Origin of the sequence: Niveispirillum lacus (assembly GCF_002251795.1) — a bacterium.
GTDB lineage: Bacteria > Pseudomonadota > Alphaproteobacteria > Azospirillales > Azospirillaceae > Niveispirillum > Niveispirillum lacus.
On the sequence record NZ_NOXU01000007.1, the window covers coordinates 1 to 20500 of the forward strand.

The following is a 20500-nucleotide window of genomic DNA, read 5'->3' on the forward strand; positions in this document are numbered from 1 at the left end:
ATGGTGCCGATGTTGCAGTGCGGCTTCGTCCGCTCAAACTTAGCCTTAGCCATGATGTTCCGTCCTCATTTCAATCGGTTGACGACCAGTTCAGGCCACCTTGCTGCGAAGCTCGTCAGCGATGGCGTGCGGCGCCGGTTCATACGTTTCAAACTGCATTGAGTACTGTGCCCGGCCCTGACTGCTGGACCGAAGCGCATTCACATAACCAAACATCGTCGCCAGCGGCACCTTGGCATCAATAACGCGGGCATTGCCGCGCTGATCAATGCCGAGAATATGCCCCCGGCGGCTGTTCAGGTCGCCGATAATATCCCCCAGATACTCCTCCGGGGTTACCACCTCGACCTTCATCACGGGCTCCAGCAGGACGGGGCGAGCCTTGGCCAGCCCTTCCCGCAATGCCCCCCGCGCAGCCATTTCAAACGCCTGCACAGAGCTTTCCACATCGTGGAAGGCGCCATCGACCAGCTCGACCCGGGCATCAACCACCGGATATCCGGCGATCACACCCGAGGTTCTGGCGGCCTCAAGCCCCTTCTGCACACCCGTGACAAATTCCTTGGGCAGCGTGTCCGCCGCCAGCTTGTTCACAAACACCAACCCCTGACCCGCCGCCGGCTCAACCGCCAGCTTGACGCGGGCGAATTGGCTGGCATTACCGATCTGGCGCCGATGTGTGTAATCGGCCTCGCCCCTGACGGTGATGGTTTCGCGGTACGCCACCTTGGGCTTACCGACCGCCGCCTCCACCCGGAACTCCCGGCGCATACGGTCCACGATGATCTCCAGATGGAGTTCACCCATGCCCCGCAGGATCACCTGCCCCGATTCCGCGTCACGACCGATCCGGAAGGAAGGATCCTCAGCCGCAAAACGGCCCAGGGCCACCGCCATCCGGTCATGATCGGCCTGCGTACGCGGCTCGACCACCACCTCGATCACCGGCTCGGGAAAGTCCATCCGCTCCAACAGGATCGGATGGGCCGGATCACACAACGTATCGCCTGTCGACGTCCCCTCCAGAGAAGCGAACGCGACAATGTCGCCGGCGTGGGCCGCTTCGATCTCTTCCCGGCTGTTGGCATGCATCAGCAGCATGCGGCCAGCCTTCTCTTCCTGCTTCTTGCCAGGATTGGCCATAACGGCGTCCTGACGCAAAGAACCGGAATAGATACGGGCAAAGGTCAAAGACCCGACGAACGGATCATTCATCACCTTGAACGCCAACGCCGCAAAGGGCGCCTCGTCATTGGCAGCGCGGCTGACCGCATCACCCGACGGCGTTATACCCTGGATATCGCCCTTATCCGCCGGGGATGGCAGATAATCGACAACAGCATCCAGCATGGGCTGAACGCCCTTGTTCTTGAACGCCGACCCGCACAGCACCGGAACAAGCCGCAACCCGATGGTGCCCTTACGGATCAATCGACGGAGCTCGTTCTCGTCCGGCTCCACACCAGACAGGAAAGCATCCGTCGCCGCCTCTTCCATCTCGACCGCCTGTTCAACCAGTTGAGCGCGAAAGCGCTTGGCCTGGTCTTGCAGATCGGCCGGGATTTCCACCTGATCGAACCGAGCCCCCAGCATGTCATCGGCCCAGATGATTGCCTTCATGGCAATCAGGTCAATGACACCCTTGAAGCCCGCCTCCACACCCAGCGGCAATTGAAGCAGCACCGGGTTTGCCCCCAGCCGCTCCTTCATCATTGCCACTGTCCCCAGAAGATCCGCACCAACGCGGTCCATCTTGTTCACGAAGCAGATACGGGGCACGCGGTACTTGTCCGCCTGCCGCCACACCGTCTCCGACTGGGGCTCGACGCCCGACACTGCGTCGAACAGGGCCACCGCACCATCCAGAACCCGCAATGACCGTTCGACCTCAATAGTGAAGTCGACATGCCCTGGCGTGTCGATGATGTTGATCCGGTGATCCTTCCAAAAACAGGTGGTCGCCGCCGACGTGATGGTGATCCCCCGCTCCTGCTCCTGCTCCATCCAATCCATCGTGGCGGTGCCGTGATCGACCTCGCCAATACGATAGGATTTGCCCGTGTAGAACAGAATCCGCTCCGTCGTCGTCGTCTTGCCGGCATCGATATGCGCGGCAATGCCGATGTTCCGATAGGAGTGGATGGGGTGGGACCGGGCCATGGAGTGGGGCTTCGCCGTGCGGGGTTCGTTCGACCTTACCAGCGGTAGTGCGAGAAGGCCTTGTTGGCTTCGGCCATGCGATGCGTGTCTTCACGCTTCTTCACAGCCGTACCACGCTGCTGCGCGGCGTCCAGCAACTCACCCGACAGACGCTCGGTCATGGTGTTTTCCGAACGGTTGCGGGCGGCACCGATGATCCACCGGATCGCCAGAGCCTGCGCACGGTCGGAACGCACTTCCACCGGCACCTGGTAGGTCGCACCACCAACGCGGCGGGAACGGACTTCCAGATACGGACGGACATTATTCAGGGCGTCATGGAAGAGCTGCAGGGCGTCCTGCTTCGTCTTCGCCTCGATACGATCCAGGGCGCCGTAGACGATGGACTCAGCCACCGACTTCTTGCCGTCGTACATCAGGCAGTTCATGAACTTCGTCAGCACGATATCGCCGAACTTGGCGTCGGGCAGAACTTCGCGCTTGTCGGCTTTACGACGACGGGACATTGCTCGCTCTCCTTACTTCGGACGCTTCGCGCCGTACTTCGACCGGCGCTGCTTCCGATTCTTCACGCCCTGTGTATCGAGCGTGCCGCGGATGATGTGGTAACGCACACCGGGAAGATCCTTCACGCGACCACCACGGATCATGACGACCGAGTGTTCCTGAAGATTGTGGCCTTCACCGGGAATATAGCTGATGACCTCGTAGCCGTTCGTCAGGCGCACGCGGGCGACCTTACGAAGCGCCGAGTTCGGCTTCTTCGGGGTGGTGGTGTAGACACGGGTGCAGACGCCACGCTTCTGCGGGCATTCCTGCAGGGCCGGCACCTTATCCCGGGCCACCAACGGAGCCCGCGGCTTGCGGATCAACTGACTGATCGTCGGCATGAACGCCCTTCGCCTTTTCTCATATCCCCGCAACGGGGATGTCATTCCAAACCGGTCGCACCACCAACCTCATAATGACGGACGAAAAACGCCCGCATACGAAGCTGAAGGCTCCGTGCGGGAGAATCTCATGCGCCGTCCGAACAAGGACTCGGGTGCGGCTATCGACTGTTCCGGGGAGGTTCCTTGGAGCTGGCCTGCGTCCCTTGTAGGTAAGCGCTTGTTGCCAACAGTGGGGACAGCGTCTAGACGCCACGAGGGCGGGCTACAGCCTGCCCCCCCGAAATAGGTTGGCGGACTATAGGGATGAGTCCCAACCCCGTCAAGCGCGACCCTAAGACTTCCGCCACGTTTCCCACGCATCCTGGCCCCCAGCCGCTCGCAGGGCTGACGAGCCTTGTCAGGGGGCAGATGCGCTTCCCGGACGACCGGCATCGTCCGGCGGTGTCAGTTCCACATCCTCATTTATTTCCGCCATGGGGATACTGACGCCGATAATGTCCAGGGTTGTGGAACCTTGCAGATCCCGGATCGTTTCGACAATCCAACGGTCACCATCGGCCCGCCAGAGCAGGGCGCGGGCATCGTCCTGGTCCGGTTCTAGCACCTGCTGGATGCCGGCGGAGGCATAATCGTCACGCCTGCGGGCCATTTCACTTGCGGAATTGGTGGGCGGGAGTATGTCCACCGCTAGGATCGGCGCGTCCGCCGTCTGCCAATCCGCCCCACACCGGACCAGCAGGTCGGGTGCCCGTACAGTCCAGGGCTTGTCGATGGGCAGCGCGCTGCCGTTTTCAACGACACAGGGGCGTCCCGCAGGCTTAAGCCGGTTCTTCAAACCGGCACCGACAATTACATCCATGCATCCATGACTGCGGGAGGGCGCCGACTGTGCCACCGGCCAGCCATCCACCAACTCATAGCGCCGGTCATCGCCCGAGTCCCATGCCAGGAACTCCTCAATGCTCATGCGGTTCAGCGTAGATTTCGTGACGGCGACGGCCATGGCGGCATCCCGGATGCAATCATCGCTCGCTATCATAGCCCGAATCGTGCAGCTACGCCATCTGCGCCGCTAATCGCCACCCGGCCATGCTTGCGCCCCCACTGGCCTGCGCGCGCGTACGGCCTTATATAGGCCGCTTGTTTTCAAGGACCCTTCCCCATGACCAAGCAGACCCATACCCCCGCCGCCGCGCCTAAGGTCGGCATCGTCTCCCTCGGCTGCCCCAAGGCGCTGGTGGACAGTGAACGCATTCTGACCAAGCTGCGGTCGGAAGGGTATGAGATTTCAGGCTCCTATGACGGGGCTGATGTCGTGCTGGTCAATACTTGCGGCTTCCTGGACAGTGCCAAGGCCGAAAGCCTAGAGGCCATCGGGGAAGCCATCAAGGAGAATGGCAAGGTCATCGTCACCGGCTGCCTGGGCAAGGAAGAGAGCCTGATCCGGCAGAGCCACCCCAATGTCCTGGCCGTCACCGGCCCGCATCAGTATGAGCAGGTGGTGAATGCCGTGCATGATGTGGTGCCGCCGCGCCATGATCCGTATCTGGACGTGGTCCCGCCGCAAGGCCTGCGCCTGACCCCGCGCCATTACGCCTATCTGAAGATTTCCGAGGGCTGCAACAACCGCTGCACCTTCTGTATCATCCCGTCGATCCGGGGCGATCTGGTCTCCCGCCCCGCCAACATGGTGCTGGCCGAGGCGGAGGCACTGGTGAAGGCGGGCGTGAAGGAAATCCTGGTCGTCAGCCAGGATACGTCGGCCTATGGCATGGATACCCGCTATGCCGAGAGCAAGTGGAAGGGCCGGCAGGTGCGCGCCAAGTTCATCGATCTGGCGCGCGAACTGGGCGATCTCGGTGCCTGGATTCGCCTGCACTATGTCTATCCCTACCCGCATGTGGATGAGGTGATCGGCCTGATGGCCGACGGTAAGGTGCTGCCCTATTTGGACATTCCCTTCCAGCATGCCGCCCCCAATGTGTTGAAGGCCATGAAGCGTCCGGCGAACACCGACAAGGTGCTGGACCGGATCAAGATGTGGCGCCAGGGCTGCCCCGACCTGACCCTGCGCTCCACCTTCATCGTGGGCTTCCCAGGCGAAACCGAACAGGATTTCCAATATCTGCTCGACTGGCTGACCGAGGCACAGATCGATCGTCTGGGCTGCTTCAAGTATGAGCCGGTCGAGGGTGCGCCCGCCAATGAATTGGCCGGTGCTGTACCCAAGGAGGTCCAGGAGGAACGCTGGAACCGCCTCATGGCCCACCAGCAGGAGATCAGCGCCAAGCGCTTCGCTGCCAAGATCGGTCGTGAGATGGATGTGCTGATCGACGAAGTGGACGAGGAGGGTGCCATTGGCCGCTCCTGGGCCGATGCGCCTGAAATTGACGGCGCTGTCTACCTCAATGACGAGTTCAAGGTAAAACCCGGCGACATGGTCCGTGTGAAGATTGAAGAAGCCGACGAATACGATCTTTGGGGCAGCGTCATTCGCTGATTTATTTAAAGGCTCTTCACGAAATCATTGATTTTTCTGTCCGCTTTGTCCGATAGGTTGGAAAAACCTATCGGACAGGGGATGAGAATTGCAGGGTTTCGAGCTTTTCCTGGGCGCACCGGCCCTGATCCAGGTCCATGCCGTGCTGGCGGCTACTGCCATCATCCTGGGCGGCGTCCAGTTCGCGAGGCCCAAGGGTACTGCGAGCCACCGGGTGCTGGGCCGTGTCTGGGTGGCTTGCATGGCCATCGTGGCGCTGTCTTCCTTTTTCATCCATGAAATCCGGATGATCGGACCGTTCAGCGCCATTCACCTTTTGTCGGTGCTGACACTGATCACGCTGTGGCAGGCCATCCGTCTGGCGCGGCGCGGCGACATTGTGCGTCACAAGAAGGCAATGGTGCGGCTGTATGTGCTGGCCTTGCTGATCACCGGAGCCTTTACGCTGCTGCCTGGGCGCCTGATGTACAGGGTGTTTTTCGGGGGCTGATCACTCGTCGCCAATCCAGACCTTCGCAGCCAGCAGACGCTGTGCGCCTTCGCGCAATTCGTCATGCAGTTGCCGGACCTCGCACACGACACGTTCTTCCAACTGGTCCAGCTTACGGCCGCGATGGGCATGCAGGAGACTGCCCAGCTTCTTGGCCGTGCGGGCCAGTGGCGCAAAGGAACGCCCGACGCCCAGTACCTCGTCGCGGTAATCGGGCTGAAGCACATTAGGGTATAGCCGATCCATCCGGTCCAGCGCCAGGGTCAGCTGGGTACGGTTCATCGCCCTGCCCTCAGTTCCGGATCACAGGCCGCCAGCGCGGTTTGCCGTTACCATCCCCGTCATCGGGCGGCGGCACCAAGGTCCGCGCCGGGATGCCAGTATCCGCCGGCTTGGTGGGCGCCTGCCTGGCCATCAGGCCGCGCAGCCAGAAGATGTGGCCAATGGCGGCGGCGGCGCCGATTGGCAATGGTGCGGCCGCCAACAGCAGCGGATTCTCCGCAGCGATCAGCGGGGCCTGCGGCAAGGCACGCAGCAGCGAACCGACGATGGAGGCTGCGCCAACACCCGTCAACGCCGCGAACAGCAGCCCAAGCCTGCCCGTCAAACGACTACCCGCCATCGGCCTCACTCCCGTCAACATGATGAGAGCCTATTTAGGCCGCCGGGGCGCCCTTGCCAACCGTCAAACCGCCCCTGCCTTGCTGCGCGCACGCATCATCGCCCAGGGAGTCGGTGCGCCGCGCCCTTCAAACTGTGCCAGAAGCAGGTTCAACTGCCCTGCCTCCCGCAGCCATTCGGGGAATTCCGGCGCATGGCCCCCCGACTGAAAAATTTCGATCTCATGGGTGGAGGCAAACCGGGCCGGCACGGTAGCCCGCGTATGGCCATGGTCGGTTGGATGCAACTCCACCAACACATCCATATCCACCAGCGCTGGCCAGCGCACCGGGTCCAGCAGTTCCTCCTCCGCCCCCTCGATATCACACCAGATCAATGTCCGTCGGTCGGCATGGGTTGCGAAGCGCTCTGGCTCAAACGCCCCACCGACATGAATGTCGACACCATTAAGGGCCGCCATCGCGCGACATCTTTCCTGCTGTTGAGGGTCGATATCGTGCGCCCAGATTTCCACGGAAGGGGCAAGGCGCTTGATTCCGACAGCATAATAGCCGTCGCCGCAGCCGATATTGATCACATGCTCGTAACCGGCATCCGGGATGGCGCGGACGATGCCATGCAACTCTTCCTCATAGCAGCCCAGAAGCATCGGGGCGAAAAAGCCAGTGGCGGGTTGGACAAGTTTCATCCCGGCAAACGGTCCGCCACTGACAACTGGCCCACCTTTGCTGACAATGGTGTTGCCCAGCAGATGACAGCGATAATGGGCCAGGAACTCAAAGACCTCATTCAGAAGCGTCTCAGTTCCGGGTCCATTGTTCAATAGCCGCAGGGCGTGGGCACGGGCACGCTCATGAATGGACATCTGCATTTCCCAAGGAATGCCGGCAGCCCAGGATTGGGGAATTGCTGCGTCACCACAACAGAAAATTCGTTCTTTGGTCTGTCCTGAACCAGAACAAACATCCGTACGCCGTTGAACGGAAAAGGGCCGCCCCGTTGCCAGGGCGGCCCTTTCCTACTCAACTCAGCCGTAACCGAACTTACTCGGCAGCCGCTTCCGGCAGGGCCGGCGTTTCGCCGTCTTCACCCATCTGCATAGCGCGATCGCGCTCAGCAGCAATGGCCTTCAGACGGTTGACGACCGAACCGGTACCGGCCGGGATCAGGCGACCGACGATCACATTCTCCTTCAGGCCTTCCAGGTTGTCGACCTTGCCCTGGACGGCAGCTTCCGTCAGGACACGGGTCGTTTCCTGGAACGACGCGGCGGAGATGAAGGACCGGGTCTGCAGCGAGGCCTTGGTGATGCCCTGCAGAACCGGCTTGCCGACGGCGTACCGCAGATCGACTTCGCCTTCCTTGATCCGCTGCTGAACGGCGCGGTTTTCCTGCTCGAACTCCACGCGATCAACCTGATCACCGATCAGCAGGGTGGTATCACCCGGATCGGAAACTTCGATCTTCTGCAGCATCTGACGGACGATCACTTCGATATGCTTATCGTTGATCTTCACGCCCTGCAGACGATAGACGTCCTGGATCTCGTTGATCAGGTAGTTGGCCAGCGCTTCCACGCCCATGACCGACAGGATGTCGTGCGGCACCGGGCTGCCATCCATCAGGCTGTCGCCCTTCTGGACATAATCGCCCTCCTGAACGGCAATGTGCTTGCCCTTCGGGATCAGGTACTCACGCTCTTCCCCCGTCTCGTCATTCTTCACAACGATACGGCGCTTGGTCTTGTAGTCCTTGCCGAACTCCACCCGGCCCTCAATCTCCGCGATGATCGCGAAGTCCTTGGGACGGCGGGCTTCGAACAATTCCGCCACGCGCGGCAGACCACCGGTGATGTCACGCGTCTTGGAGCTTTCGCGCGGGATACGGGCCAGCACGTCACCGGCCTGCACCTTCGCACCATTCTCCACCGACAAGATGGCATCCACGCTCATGAAGTAGCGGGCTTCCGTGCCGTTCGGCAGCTTGACGACTTCGCCATTGGCGTCCAGCAGGGCCACACGCGGACGCAGATCCGCACCGCGCGGCTGCTGACGCCAATCGACCACCACCTTGGACGAGATGCCGGTGGCTTCGTCCATGACCTCGCGGACCGAGATACCCTCCACCAGGTCGACATAGGTGGCCGTACCCTCGCGTTCCGTCAGGATCGGCAGGGTATACGGGTCCCATTCGGCCATGCGGTCGCCGCGCTTGATCGGCGCGCCGTCGACGGCCAGCGCCTTGTTCAGCTTGGCGCCATAGGGCACACGGTGCTTGGCGCGCTCACGACCCTGTTCGTCCAGCAGCGCCAGTTCACAGTTGCGACCCATCACCACCGGCACACCCTCGCTGTTCATGACGAGGTTGCGGTTGCGCACGATCACCTTGGCATCCAGCGTCGCCTCAATGAAGCTCTGCTCTGCACCGCGCTGCGCCGCACCACCGATGTGGAAGGTGCGCATCGTGAGCTGCGTACCCGGCTCACCGATGGACTGTGCCGCAATGACGCCCACAGCCTCACCCATGTTCACCCGCGTACCACGGGCCAGATCGCGGCCGTAGCAATGGGCGCACACGCCATCCTGCGTTTCGCAGGTCAGCACGGAGCGGATATGGACGGTGTCGATGCCGGCGCGGTCAACCAGTTCGACCTCGCGTTCGGTGATCAGCTCACCGGCCGGCAGGATCATCTCGCCGGTCAGCGGGTTGACCAGATCAACGGTCGAGGTCCGGCCCAGGATACGTTCGGACAGCGGAACAATGACGTCACCGCCATCAATCACCGCCTTCACGGTCAGGCCATTCTTGGTACCGCAATCGGTCTCAGTGATGATGGCGTCCTGCGCCACGTCCACCAGACGGCGGGTCAGATAACCGGAGTTCGCGGTCTTCAACGCCGTGTCGGCCAGACCCTTACGGGCGCCGTGTGTGGAGTTGAAATATTCGAGAACCGTCAGACCTTCCTTAAAGTTGGAAATGATCGGCGTCTCGATGATTTCACCCGAGGGCTTGGCCATCAGGCCGCGCATACCGGCCAACTGCTTGATCTGGGCCGGCGAACCACGGGCGCCGGAATGGGCCATCATGTAGACCGAGTTCACGCCGAAGCCCGGACGCGGCTGCTCGATCACCTTCATCATGGCGCCGGCGACCTTTTCGGTCGTTTCCGACCAGACGTCGACCACCTTGTTGTACTTTTCGCCCTGGGTGATCAGACCGTCCAGATATTGCTGCTCGAACTCCTTCACGCGGTCCTGGGCTTCCTTGATCAGCGTCTCCTTCTCAGCCGGGATGACCATGTCATCCTTGCCGAAAGAGATGCCGGCCTTGAACGCGTTGGTGAAGCCCAGACGCATCATCCGGTCGGCGAAAATCACCGTCTCCTTCTGACCGCAATGGCGGTAGACGACGTCGATGATGTTGCCGATTTCCTTCTTGGTCAGAAGGCGGTTGATCAGGTCGAACTTGATGGCCGGATGGCGCGGCAGGATCTCCGACAGCAGCATACGACCGGGCGTGGCCGTCACGCGGGTGGTGATCGGCTTGCCGTCCTGGTCCACCGTATGATAGCGGGCCTGGATCTTGGAATGCAGCGTGACGACCTTGGCGGCCAACGCATGCTCGATCTCGCCGATGGACCCAAAGGCCATGCCTTCACCCACGGCACCGGGCAGTTCCATCGTGATGTAGTACAGACCCAGGATGATGTCCTGGGACGGCACGATGATGGGACGGCCGGATGCGGGCGACAGGATATTGTTGGTCGACATCATCAGGACGCGCGCTTCCAACTGAGCTTCAAGGCTCAGCGGGACGTGCACGGCCATCTGATCGCCGTCAAAGTCGGCGTTGAACGCGGTGCAGACCAGCGGATGAAGCTGGATCGCCTTGCCTTCGATCAGGGTCGGCTCGAACGCCTGGATGCCAAGACGGTGCAGGGTCGGCGCGCGGTTCAGCATCACGGGATGCTCGCGGATGACCTCTTCCAGGATGTCCCAAACCTCGGGACGTTCCTTTTCCACCATACGCTTTGCGGCCTTGATCGTGCTGGCCAGCCCGTACAGTTCCAGCTTGGCGTAGATGAAGGGCTTGAACAGCTCCAGCGCCATCTTCTTCGGCAGGCCGCACTGATGCAATTTCAGTTCGGGACCCACGACGATAACCGAACGACCGGAATAATCGACGCGCTTACCCAGCAGGTTCTGACGGAAGCGGCCCTGCTTGCCCTTCAGCATGTCGCTGATGGACTTCAGCGGACGCTTGTTGGCACCGGTGATGACACGACCGCGGCGGCCATTGTCGAACAGCGCGTCAACCGCTTCCTGCAGCATGCGCTTTTCGTTACGGACGATGATGTCCGGGGCCTTCAGCTCGATCAGACGCTTCAGACGGTTGTTGCGGTTGATCACGCGGCGGTACAGATCGTTCAGATCCGACGTCGCGAAACGACCACCGTCCAGCGGCACCAGCGGACGCAGTTCGGGCGGGATGACCGGAACGACTTCCAGGATCATCCATTCCGGGCGGGTGGCTTCCGGGTAGGTCTTGTAGATGGTCGGGCCATCGGCGCGCTCGATACGCTCCTTATAGCCTTCAAACCGCTCGTAATCGGCGACTGTTTCCACCTCGACCGGGTTGCCCAGGAAAGCTTCCAGCATCTTCAGACGCTTGACGAGCTTCTTGCGCTTGGCCTCGCTTGAGGTTTCGCGCAGGTCGTCACGGCAGTTCGCCTTCTCGGTGACCAGGTCCAGCGAGGACAGCATGTCCTTCAGGGCCTCGGCGCCGATCTTGGCGGTGAAAGTGTCTTCGCCGTACTTGTCCTGGAAGTCGATCAGCTCGTCTTCCGACAGCAACTGACCCTGCTTCAGCTCGGTCAGGCCGGGCTCGATGACGACATAGTTTTCGAAATAAAGAATGCGCTCCAGATCCTTCAGCGTGTTGTCCAGCAACAGGCCGATACGGCTGGGGAGCGACTTCAGGAACCAGATATGGGCAACGGGCGAGGCCAGTTCGATATGGCCCATGCGCTCACGGCGGACCTTGGACAAGGTCACTTCCACGCCGCACTTTTCGCAGATGATGCCGCGATACTTCATGCGCTTGTACTTGCCGCACAAGCACTCGTAATCCTTGATCGGACCGAAGATGCGGGCGCAGAACAGGCCGTCGCGCTCCGGCTTGAAGGTCCGGTAGTTGATCGTCTCGGGCTTCTTGATCTCGCCGAACGACCAGGAGCGGATACGCTCCGGGCTGGCAATCGAGATGCGGATCTGGTCGAAGCTCTGCGGCCCCTGCGGGGTGCCGAAGATGTTCATCAATTCGGTATTCATGTGCCGTCTCCCCTGGGGGTCATGGCTTCGTCAAACGATGAGGACACCCGACGGGCGGAGACCCGCCGGGTGTCGACCTGATCGGCCCTTAGTAGTCGCGCTCGTTCAGCTCGACATTCAGGCCAAGCGAACGCAGTTCCTTGACCAGAACGTTGAAGCTTTCGGGAATGCCGGCTTCGAAATTGTCGTCGCCGCGGACGATGGCTTCGTAAACCTTGGTACGGCCGGACACGTCGTCTGACTTCACCGTCAGCATTTCCTGCAGCGTGTAGGCGGCACCGTAAGCTTCCAGTGCCCACACTTCCATTTCACCGAAGCGCTGGCCACCGAACTGGGCCTTACCGCCCAGCGGCTGCTGGGTGACCAGGCTGTAGGGGCCGATGGAGCGGGCGTGGATCTTGTCGTCGACAAGGTGGTGCAGCTTCAGCATATAGATATAGCCGACCGTGACGCGGCGGTCGAACGGCTCACCCGTACGCCCGTCGATCAACTGCATCTGGCCCGACCGGTCGATGCCGGCATCTTCCAGCATCCGGCAGATATCCTCTTCGCGCGCACCGTCAAAGACGGGGGTGGCGAAGGGAATGCCGCGGCGCAGGTTATTGGCCAACTCGATCAGCTCGGCGTCACCCATATCGGCAATATCGGCCCCCCACACATCCTCACCATAGATGTGGCGCAGGCGGGCCCGCAGCTCATCCAGAGTCTTGGACTTGATGGCGGCATCCGTTGCCTGGGCCCGCATCTTGTCGAGCATCTCCCCGATCTGGCGACCCAGACCGGCAGCCGCCCAACCCAGATGGGTTTCCAGGATCTGACCGACATTCATGCGCGAGGGCACGCCCAGCGGGTTCAGCACGATGTCAACATTCCGACCATCTTCCAGGTACGGCATGTCTTCAATCGGGGTGATGCGGCTGATCACGCCCTTGTTGCCGTGACGACCGGCCATCTTGTCACCGGGCTGCAGCTTGCGCTTCACCGCCACGAAGACCTTGACCATCTTCATCACGCCGGGCGGCAGCTCGTCACCGCGCTGCAGCTTCTCGACCTTGTTCTCGAACTTCTCCTGCAGGCGCTGGACGCTGTCGTCAAACACCTTGCCGGTCTGCTCGATGAACTCCATCACCCCGTCATCAGCAACGGAGATGTGGCGCCACTGCCCACGGGTCAGACCCGCCAGCAGGTCAGCGGTGATCGCCTCGCCACCCTTCAGGCCCTTCGGACCCGACACGACGGTCTGGCCGATCAGCAGTTCCTTCAGACGGGTGTAGAAGGAGCGTTCCAGGATGCCCTTCTCGTCGTCGCGGTCCTTGGCCAGCTTCTCGATCTCGGCCCGTTCAATGGCCAGCGCGCGCTCGTCCTTGTCCACGCCACGGCGGGAGAAGACGCGCACTTCCACGACGGTACCGACGACACCCGGCGGCAGGCGCAGCGACGTGTCGCGCACGTCAGAGGCCTTTTCGCCGAAGATGGCGCGCAGCAGCTTTTCTTCCGGCGTCATCGGGCTTTCGCCCTTCGGTGTCACCTTGCCGACCAGGATGTCGCCCGGACGGACTTCCGCGCCGATATAGACGATACCCGCTTCGTCGAGGTTCTTCAGAGCCTCTTCGCCGACATTGGGAATGTCGCGGGTGATTTCTTCCTGGCCCAGCTTGGTATCGCGGGCCATGACCTCGAACTCCTCGATATGGATCGAGGTGAAGACGTCATCACGCACGATCCGCTCGGAGATCAGGATCGAGTCTTCGAAGTTGTAACCATTCCAGGGCATGAACGCGACGAGCACGTTACGGCCCAGGGCCAGTTCACCCAGGTCGGTGGAGGGACCATCGGCGATGATATCGCCCTTGATCACCCGGTCACCCACCTTCACCAGCGGCTTCTGGTTGATACAGGTATTCTGGTTGGAACGCTGGAACTTCAGCAGGTTGTAGATATCAACGCCGGGGGCCGCCGGGTCCGTATCCTCGGTCGCACGGACCACGATACGGGTGGCATCCACCTGGTCGACGATGCCGGCGCGGCGGGCCACGATGGTCACGCCGCTGTCGCGGGCAACGGTGGCTTCCATGCCGGTACCGACCAGGGGGCTGTCCGCCTTGATCAGCGGCACGGCCTGACGCTGCATGTTGGAGCCCATCAGCGCGCGGTTGGCGTCGTCGTTCTCCAGGAACGGGATCAGCGCCGCAGCGACGGACACAACCTGCTTGGGCGACACGTCGATCAGGTCGATCATGTCAGGCCGCGCCAGCAGATATTCACCACCCTTACGGCAGGAGACCAGCAGCTCGGCGAATTTGCCATCGGCCTGCAACGGCGCGTTGGCCTGGGCCACCATATAGCGGCCTTCTTCCATGGCCGACAGGTACACCACTTCCGACGTCACCTTCTGATCCACCACCTTGCGGTAGGGGCTTTCGATGAAGCCGTACTGGTTGACGCGGGCATAGGTGGCCAAGCTGTTGATCAGACCGATATTCGGGCCTTCCGGCGTCTCAATCGGGCAGATACGGCCATAGTGCGTGGGATGCACGTCGCGGACTTCGAAGCCGGCGCGCTCACGGGTCAGACCGCCCGGCCCCAGGGCCGAGAGACGACGCTTGTGCGTGATCTCGGACAGCGGGTTGGTCTGGTCCATGAACTGCGACAGCTGCGAGGAGCCGAAGAATTCGCGGACAGCAGCGGCCGCCGGCTTGGCATTGATCAGGTCATGCGGCATGACCGTATCAATTTCCACCGACGACATACGCTCGCGGATCGCACGCTCCATGCGCAGCAGACCGACGCGATACTGATTTTCCATCAGTTCGCCCACGGAGCGAACACGACGGTTGCCCAGATGGTCGATATCGTCGATCTCGCCCCGGCCATCCTTCAGTTCCACCAGGATCTTCAGGATCTTCAGGATGTCTTCCTTACGGAGCACACGCATCTGATCGTCCGTCTGGAAATTCAGACGGGCGTTCATCTTCACGCGGCCCACGGCCGACAGGTCATAGCGTTCCTGGTCGAAGAACAAGCCCTGGAACAGCGCCTCAGCGCTTTCCAGCGTCGGCGGCTCGCCCGGACGCATGACACGATAGATATCGACCAGCGCATCTTCACGCGACGCGTTGCGGTCGGCGGCCATCGTGTTGCGGATATAGGGGCCGACATTCAGATGATCGATGGCCAGGACGGGCAGGTCCTGCACGCCCAGCTTTTCCAGCTTGTCCAGCGAGGCGCTGCTGATTTCATCACCCGCCTCGTACAGAACCTCACCCGTACGCTCATCGATGATATCGACAGCCAGATAGCGGCCAATGATCTCTTCGATAGGGGCAGCGACTTCCGTCAGGCCCTGTTCGACCAGGCGCTTCAGGACGCGCGGGGTCATCTTGGTCTCGCGCTGGACCAGGATTTCGCCGGTACGGGCGTCAACCAGGTCGGTGGCGAGCTTCTGACCCTTCAGACGCTCCGGTTCGAAAGCGGTCTTCCAGCCGGCGCCAGACCGGGTATAGGTCACCGTCTCATAGAAGGAGCCAAGGATCTCTTCCTTGGTCATGCCCTGCGCCTCATAGGGCAGCAGATCCTTGCCCAGCGCCTTGCGGGCAGCGCGGGCAGCCTCTGTGTCCAGGCCATCCAGCGCATAGAGCAGCGTGGTGGCCGGCAGCTTGCGGCGGCGGTCGATGCGGACATAGACAATGTCCTTCGCATCAAACTCAAAATCCAGCCACGAGCCACGATAGGGGATGACGCGGGCGGCGAACAGATACTTGCCCGAACTGTGGGTCTTGCCCTTGTCATGGTCGAAGAACACACCGGGGCTGCGGTGCATCTGGCTGACGATCACACGCTCGGTGCCATTGATGATGAAGGTGCCGTTGGCCGTCATCAGGGGCATATCGCCCATGTAGACGTCCTGTTCCTTGATGTCGCGGATCGACTTCAGGCCGGTATCTTCGTCAATGTCGAACACGGTGAGGCGAAGCGTCACCTTCAGCGGCGCGGCGAAGGTCATCCCGCGCTGCTGGCATTCCTCGACATCATATTTCGGCTGCTCCAGCTCGTACCGGACGAAGTCCAGCACGGCGCGCTCGGAGAAGTCCTTGATCGGAAATACCGATTTGAAGACTTCCTGGAGACCGAGGACCGCCCGCTTCTCCGGCGCCACATCCATTTGCAGGAAGTGGTCGTAGGAGCTGCGCTGAACCTCGATCAGGTTCGGCATGCGGGTCACCTCGGGGATACGCCCGAAGCTCTTGCGGATACGCTTACGTCCCGTGAACGACTTGGCCATAGAGTGCCTCTCGTGAACTCGCCCGGTGCAATGCGCGCTCTAGATCAATGCCCAAATTGAGGCTTCGGGCGCCAGCCCACCGCCCCAAAACACGAATCGACGCGGGCGCAAACCCCACAGGATCGGCGCCGGATCGCGTCGGTATCATCAGCTCGTCCCGTTTCCGCTGCCGGTGGAAGCCAGGATTTGCCTTGGTTTTTCCCGATTGACACAGGGTGACCCCTGCACCGCCCGGAACCGCCATGGTCCCGTCCCGGAAAAGCCCGCCATGATAGCGGATCGTTCCGGTCCAGAAAAGACAGACGACGCCGGGCGACGGTCCCATTCCGGAGACCGCCGTCCAGCGTCTTCTTATGCAGCAACGAGTGCCACGTATATTACTTGACGTTGACCTTGGCGCCAGCGTCTTCCAGCTGCTTCTTCAGCTTGGCAGCCTCGTCCTTGGACACGGCTTCCTTCACGACCTTCGGGGCGCCTTCGACCAGGTCCTTGGCTTCCTTCAGGCCCAGGCCGGTGATGGCGCGGACTTCCTTGATCACGTTGATCTTGTTGGAACCGGCGTCGGCCAGCTCAACCGTGAACTCGGTCTGCTCTTCAGCAGCCGGGGCAGCAGCGCCAGCAGCGGCCGGAGCAGCAGCAACGGCCACCGGAGCGGCGGCGGAAACGCCCCACTTCTCTTCCAGCAGCTTGGACAGTTCGGCCGCCTCGATGACGGTCAGGGCGGACAGTTCTTCAACCAGCTTTTCCAGCTTGGACATGATGGTCTCCTAAGGGGACTAGATAAACGTTGAGTGAGATGCGGCTCAGGCCGCCTCGTCCTTCTTGGCGTAGGCCGCGAGAACGCGGGCCACTTGGCCACCCGGTGCCTGCAGAACACCGGCGATACGGGTCGCCGGGGTCTGGATCATGCCGAGCAGCGACGCACGGAGTTCGTTCAGCGACGGCAGCTTGGACAGGGCGTCAACACCCGCGGCGTCCAGCGTGACATTGCCGATGCTGCCACCAACGATCTTGAACTTGTCGTTGGTCTTAGCATAGTCGACCGCAACCTTGGCCGCCGAAACCGGGTCCTTGGACCAGGCCAGCGCGGTCGGGCCCTTGAACAGGCCCTCGGTCTTCTCGAACTGCGTGCCCTTGAGGGCGATGACGGCGAGCCGGTTCTTGGTCACTTTGTAGCTCGCGCCCGCGGCCCGCATCTTGCGGCGCAGGTCGGTAACTTCAGCCACCGTCATGCCGGACTGCTTAGTCACGACGACGAGGGCTGCCGACTGCAGCTCAAGATTAAGGGCCGCGATCGTTGCTTCCTTCTGTGAACGATCCACGGTTCGCCTCCAATAGGGACAGGTCGGCCCGAAGGCCGTTCTGCCCGGTTACAACACATCCAGGCCGGTTCGGATGAACCAGCCCGGATCGGGGTTACCTGTCCCAGAAGCGTCAAGCCATCATGTCCAGGGCGGCAAAGCACCGTCCTAGCAATTCAATGCTTTTGCTCCTGTCTGCGCCGGCTGGACTATTAAGCGTCAGGGAAAGGCCCATCGGCGCACGGCGGTCTCGGACAGGGTGGGCCCCCCAAGCGGAGGACCCGATCCCGTCCCGGCCGAAACCGAAACGGGAAATTCGTGCCTGAACTTAGGCGTTCAGCGCAGCAACCAGGGCCGCCACGTCAAGCTTCAGGCCCGGACCCATCGAGGAGGACAGCGAGACCTTCTCAACATAGGTGCCCTTGGCGCCCGACGGCTTGGCGCGGTTGATCGCGGAAACGAACGCCTTCACGTTCTCTTCCAGCGCCTCGGCAGAGAAGCTGGCCTTGCCGACGCCGGCATGGACGATACCGGTCTTCTCGGCGCGGAACTCAACCGAACCGCCCTTGGCGGCCTTCACGGCCTCGGCGACGTTCGGGGTCACGGTGCCCAGCTTCGGATTCGGCATCAGGCCACGGGGGCCCAGAACCTTACCCAGCTTGCCGACCACACCCATCATGTCCGGGGTGGCGATGCAGCGGTCGAAATCCATGTTGCCGGCCAGGATCTGCTCGGCCAGATCGTCGGCGCCAACCAGATCGGCGCCAGCGGCCTTGGCTTCCTCAGCCTTGGCGGCGCGGGCAAAAACGGCAACGCGGACAGTCTTGCCGGTGCCGTTCGGCAGCACCACCATGCCACGGACCTGCTGGTCGGCGTGACGCGGATCGATGCCCAGGTTCATCGCGATTTCGACGGTTTCGTCGAACTTGGCGGTGGCATTGCTCTTCACCGTGGCGACGGCGTCGCTCAGGGCATAGAACTTGGCGCGGTCAACGTTGCCGTTGGCCTTCTTCAGACGCTTACCGATGGCCATGATCAGCCCTCCACCACTTCGAGACCCATGGAACGGGCGGAACCGACGATCATGGTCATCGCGGCTTCAACGTCGTTCGCGTTCAGATCGACCATCTTCTGTTCGGCGATGGCGCGGACCTGAGAGGTCGTGACCTTGCCAACGGCGGCGGACTTGCCAACCGTGGACGAACCCTTGGAGATGCCCGAGGCCTTCTTCAGGAAGTAGGTCACCGGCGGGGTCTTGGTCACGAAGGTGAACGTGCGATCACCATAGGCGGTGATCACGACCGGAATGGGCATGCCCTGTTCCAGCTGGGCCGTCTTCGCATTGAACTGCTTGACGAATTCCATGATGTTCAGGCCGCGCTGACCCAGCGCCGGACCGATGGGCGGGCTCGGGTTGGCCTTGCCGGCCGGAACCTGCAGCTTGATATAGCCGACGATTTTCTTCGCCATGATGATCCTCATAGTCTGACGGACGGCCGGGCCGTTCCGTCATGGGATTTGCGTGGTGCGGCCGCCCTTGGACTTACGGGCTTAGCCTCCCACACGTGAACCGGCCGGTGGACACCACCGGCCGGCAATTCGTCAGATCTTTTCGACCTGGGTATATTCCAGTTCCACCGGGGTCGCGCGGCCGAAGATGGACACCGCCACCTTGAGACGCGACTTGTCTTCGTCCACTTCTTCGACCAGACCGGTGAAGGAGGTGAAGGGACCGTCCGTCACGCGGACATTCTCGCCCACCTCGAATGTGATGGAGGGCTTGGGGCGCTCCACACCTTCTTGAACCTGGCTCATGATGCGCAGCGCCTCGGTCTCCGAGATGGCCTGCGGCTTGCCGCCACCACCCAGGAAACCCGTCACCTTCGGCGCATTCTTCACCAGATGCCAAGTCTCATCTTCCAGCTCCATCTTCACCAGCACATAGCCGGGGAAGAATTTGCGTTCAGAGTTGATCTTGGCGCCACGGCGCACTTCCACGACCTCTTCGGTCGGGACCAGGATATCGCCGAACTTCTCTTCCAGGCCCTTCTGGGCGGCCTTCTCACGGATCGCCTGGGCGACCTTCTTTTCGAAGCCGGAATAGACGTGAACGACGTACCAACGCATGGCCATGGGATCAGCCCCCGATACCGAGAATCAGGCGGATACCGAATCCGAGGATCTGGTCCACCGCCAGGAAAAAGATAGCGGCCAGGGTCACCATCACGAAGACCATCGCAGTGGAGACAAGGGTCTCCTTCCGCGTCGGCCACGTGACTTTGGCGACTTCACGGCGCACCTCGCGCAAGAATTCTGCGGGATTGGTTTTAGCCATGTCGGCGTCGGCCATCATTCCTGAATACACATACCATGACGTCACCCTGGCACAGGCACCGGCGGGGCCGGACTTCGGCAGGGGGCCATCCTTGTTGAAGGGATGGCAGGAGTGGAGGGGCTCGAACCCCCAACCCCCGGTTTTGGAGACCGGTGCTCTACCAGTTGAGCTACACTCCTACACCTCAGAACCACTTTGGCGCCGGCGACAAAACATCACCATCGCCCCGAGCGATCCCGGGGAGTGCGGGTTGATAGCGCAATCGCGCCCGCAACGCAACAACCAGTTTGCACCGATGATCAATCCGCGGTGCAGGGGATCATTGCGCGCTCCGCAATCCCGGACGGACCAGACCCTTCACGGCCAAGTCCTTCCCAAAAAAGGAAAAGGGCCGCGGTGGCCCGCGACCCTTTCCTGTGCTTCTGCCTTTCACCTGCCGGGCAACAACATCTGCCGCCTTGGCATACGACACCGCACGGTGCGGGATCGGCAATCGCAGGCTGTCCGCAACACGGGGGGCAGCCCCGTGCTGCGGACTTTAAAGTGACTTACTTGACGATCTTCGACACAACGCCGGCGCCGACGGTG

At 61.6% G+C, this 20500-nt stretch carries 17 protein-coding genes and 1 tRNA gene; 2 read left to right on the forward strand and 16 right to left on the reverse strand.

Annotated elements, in window-relative coordinates; all coding sequences use genetic code 11:
* Nucleotides 1–90: 90 nt before the first annotated feature.
* The 4 genes from fusA to CHU95_RS00210 form a co-directional block, all read right to left on the reverse strand.
* On the reverse strand, nucleotides 91–2160 hold the full coding sequence (gene fusA / locus CHU95_RS00195; RefSeq protein WP_094452539.1) for an elongation factor G: 2070 nt from the start codon (nucleotides 2158–2160) through the stop codon (nucleotides 91–93).
* A 35-nt stretch (nucleotides 2161–2195) separates the two neighbouring features.
* Nucleotides 2196–2666: a 30S ribosomal protein S7 gene (rpsG, locus tag CHU95_RS00200; RefSeq protein WP_094452541.1), complete on the reverse strand. Its 471-nt coding sequence runs from the start codon at nucleotides 2664–2666 to the stop codon at nucleotides 2196–2198.
* 12 nt (nucleotides 2667–2678) lie between these two features.
* Nucleotides 2679–3050 carry a 30S ribosomal protein S12 gene (gene rpsL / locus CHU95_RS00205; RefSeq protein WP_054169737.1) on the reverse strand — a complete coding sequence of 124 codons (372 nt, stop codon included), beginning with the start codon at nucleotides 3048–3050 and terminating at the stop codon, nucleotides 2679–2681.
* Between the two features lie 400 nt (nucleotides 3051–3450).
* Entirely contained in the window at nucleotides 3451–4056 is a 606-nt protein-coding gene (locus tag CHU95_RS00210) for a Uma2 family endonuclease (protein WP_165771912.1), read from the reverse strand.
* A 159-nt stretch (nucleotides 4057–4215) separates the two neighbouring features.
* Between CHU95_RS00210 and rimO the strand changes: the two genes are divergently transcribed.
* Both rimO and CHU95_RS00220 read left to right on the forward strand, forming a co-directional pair.
* Nucleotides 4216–5553, forward strand: a complete 1338-nt coding sequence (rimO, locus tag CHU95_RS00215) for a 30S ribosomal protein S12 methylthiotransferase RimO (RefSeq protein WP_094452545.1) — start codon at nucleotides 4216–4218, stop codon at nucleotides 5551–5553.
* A gap of 88 nt (nucleotides 5554–5641) precedes the next feature.
* Nucleotides 5642–6043: a DUF2306 domain-containing protein gene (locus CHU95_RS00220; RefSeq protein ID WP_207762322.1), complete on the forward strand. Its 402-nt coding sequence runs from the start codon at nucleotides 5642–5644 to the stop codon at nucleotides 6041–6043.
* Here CHU95_RS00220 and CHU95_RS00225 read toward each other — a convergent pair whose 3' ends face one another.
* The 12 genes from CHU95_RS00225 to CHU95_RS00280 form a co-directional block, all read right to left on the reverse strand.
* Nucleotides 6044–6325: a hypothetical protein gene (locus CHU95_RS00225; protein WP_094452547.1), complete on the reverse strand. Its 282-nt coding sequence runs from the start codon at nucleotides 6323–6325 to the stop codon at nucleotides 6044–6046. It abuts the gene before it with no gap.
* 10 nt (nucleotides 6326–6335) lie between these two features.
* Nucleotides 6336–6665, reverse strand: coding sequence for a hypothetical protein (locus CHU95_RS00230; RefSeq protein WP_094452549.1), 330 nt, complete (start codon nucleotides 6663–6665; stop codon nucleotides 6336–6338).
* Nucleotides 6666–6728: 63 nt separating this feature from the next.
* Entirely contained in the window at nucleotides 6729–7529 is an 801-nt protein-coding gene (locus CHU95_RS00235) for a class I SAM-dependent methyltransferase (protein WP_094452551.1), read from the reverse strand.
* Between the two features lie 178 nt (nucleotides 7530–7707).
* Nucleotides 7708–11994, reverse strand: a complete 4287-nt coding sequence (gene rpoC / locus CHU95_RS00240) for a DNA-directed RNA polymerase subunit beta' (protein ID WP_094452553.1) — start codon at nucleotides 11992–11994, stop codon at nucleotides 7708–7710.
* A gap of 88 nt (nucleotides 11995–12082) precedes the next feature.
* Nucleotides 12083–16276 (reverse strand): DNA-directed RNA polymerase subunit beta, encoded by a 4194-nt coding sequence (rpoB, locus tag CHU95_RS00245; protein WP_094452555.1) that lies wholly within the window; start codon nucleotides 16274–16276, stop codon nucleotides 12083–12085.
* Between the two features lie 377 nt (nucleotides 16277–16653).
* The gene (gene rplL / locus CHU95_RS00250; RefSeq protein ID WP_094452557.1) at nucleotides 16654–17034 is read right to left on the reverse strand and encodes a 50S ribosomal protein L7/L12; all 381 of its coding nucleotides are present in this window, start codon (nucleotides 17032–17034) and stop codon (nucleotides 16654–16656) included.
* Nucleotides 17035–17079: 45 nt separating this feature from the next.
* Entirely contained in the window at nucleotides 17080–17598 is a 519-nt protein-coding gene (gene rplJ, locus CHU95_RS00255) for a 50S ribosomal protein L10 (RefSeq protein WP_094452559.1), read from the reverse strand.
* A gap of 307 nt (nucleotides 17599–17905) precedes the next feature.
* Complete coding sequence (gene rplA, locus CHU95_RS00260; RefSeq protein ID WP_094452561.1) at nucleotides 17906–18613, reverse strand: 50S ribosomal protein L1; 708 nt, start codon at nucleotides 18611–18613, stop codon at nucleotides 17906–17908.
* Nucleotides 18613–19047: a 50S ribosomal protein L11 gene (rplK, locus tag CHU95_RS00265; protein ID WP_094452569.1), complete on the reverse strand. Its 435-nt coding sequence runs from the start codon at nucleotides 19045–19047 to the stop codon at nucleotides 18613–18615. Before rplK ends, rplA begins: the two co-directional genes overlap by 1 nt.
* Nucleotides 19048–19179: 132 nt before the next feature.
* On the reverse strand, nucleotides 19180–19710 hold the full coding sequence (gene nusG, locus CHU95_RS00270) for a transcription termination/antitermination protein NusG (protein WP_094452563.1): 531 nt from the start codon (nucleotides 19708–19710) through the stop codon (nucleotides 19180–19182).
* 4 nt (nucleotides 19711–19714) lie between these two features.
* Nucleotides 19715–19930 (reverse strand): preprotein translocase subunit SecE, encoded by a 216-nt coding sequence (secE, locus tag CHU95_RS00275; RefSeq protein WP_094452565.1) that lies wholly within the window; start codon nucleotides 19928–19930, stop codon nucleotides 19715–19717.
* A gap of 85 nt (nucleotides 19931–20015) precedes the next feature.
* Nucleotides 20016–20091 (reverse strand) — tRNA-Trp (locus CHU95_RS00280).
* Nucleotides 20092–20500 lie beyond the last annotated feature (409 nt).

Excerpts from the sequence above, each read along its gene's own strand:
- rpoB (WP_094452555.1), bottom strand. The coding sequence starts at position 16,276 with ATGGCCAAGTCGTTCACGGGACGTAAGCGTATCCGCAAGAGCTTCGGG.
- fusA (WP_094452539.1), bottom strand. The coding sequence starts at position 2,160 with ATGGCCCGGTCCCACCCCATCCACTCCTATCGGAACATCGGCATTGCC.
- CHU95_RS00210 (WP_165771912.1), bottom strand. The coding sequence starts at position 4,056 with ATGGCCGTCGCCGTCACGAAATCTACGCTGAACCGCATGAGCATTGAG.
- rimO (WP_094452545.1), top strand. The coding sequence starts at position 4,216 with ATGACCAAGCAGACCCATACCCCCGCCGCCGCGCCTAAGGTCGGCATC.
- CHU95_RS00235 (WP_094452551.1), bottom strand. The coding sequence starts at position 7,529 with ATGTCCATTCATGAGCGTGCCCGTGCCCACGCCCTGCGGCTATTGAAC.
- rplK (WP_094452569.1), bottom strand. The coding sequence starts at position 19,047 with ATGGCGAAGAAAATCGTCGGCTATATCAAGCTGCAGGTTCCGGCCGGC.
- CHU95_RS00225 (WP_094452547.1), bottom strand. The coding sequence starts at position 6,325 with ATGAACCGTACCCAGCTGACCCTGGCGCTGGACCGGATGGATCGGCTA.
- rplL (WP_094452557.1), bottom strand. The coding sequence starts at position 17,034 with ATGTCCAAGCTGGAAAAGCTGGTTGAAGAACTGTCCGCCCTGACCGTC.
- rpsG (WP_094452541.1), bottom strand. The coding sequence starts at position 2,666 with ATGTCCCGTCGTCGTAAAGCCGACAAGCGCGAAGTTCTGCCCGACGCC.
- nusG (WP_094452563.1), bottom strand. The coding sequence starts at position 19,710 with ATGGCCATGCGTTGGTACGTCGTTCACGTCTATTCCGGCTTCGAAAAG.
- CHU95_RS00230 (WP_094452549.1), bottom strand. The coding sequence starts at position 6,665 with ATGGCGGGTAGTCGTTTGACGGGCAGGCTTGGGCTGCTGTTCGCGGCG.
- rpoC (WP_094452553.1), bottom strand. The coding sequence starts at position 11,994 with ATGAATACCGAATTGATGAACATCTTCGGCACCCCGCAGGGGCCGCAG.
- rpsL (WP_054169737.1), bottom strand. The coding sequence starts at position 3,050 with ATGCCGACGATCAGTCAGTTGATCCGCAAGCCGCGGGCTCCGTTGGTG.
- secE (WP_094452565.1), bottom strand. The coding sequence starts at position 19,930 with ATGATGGCCGACGCCGACATGGCTAAAACCAATCCCGCAGAATTCTTG.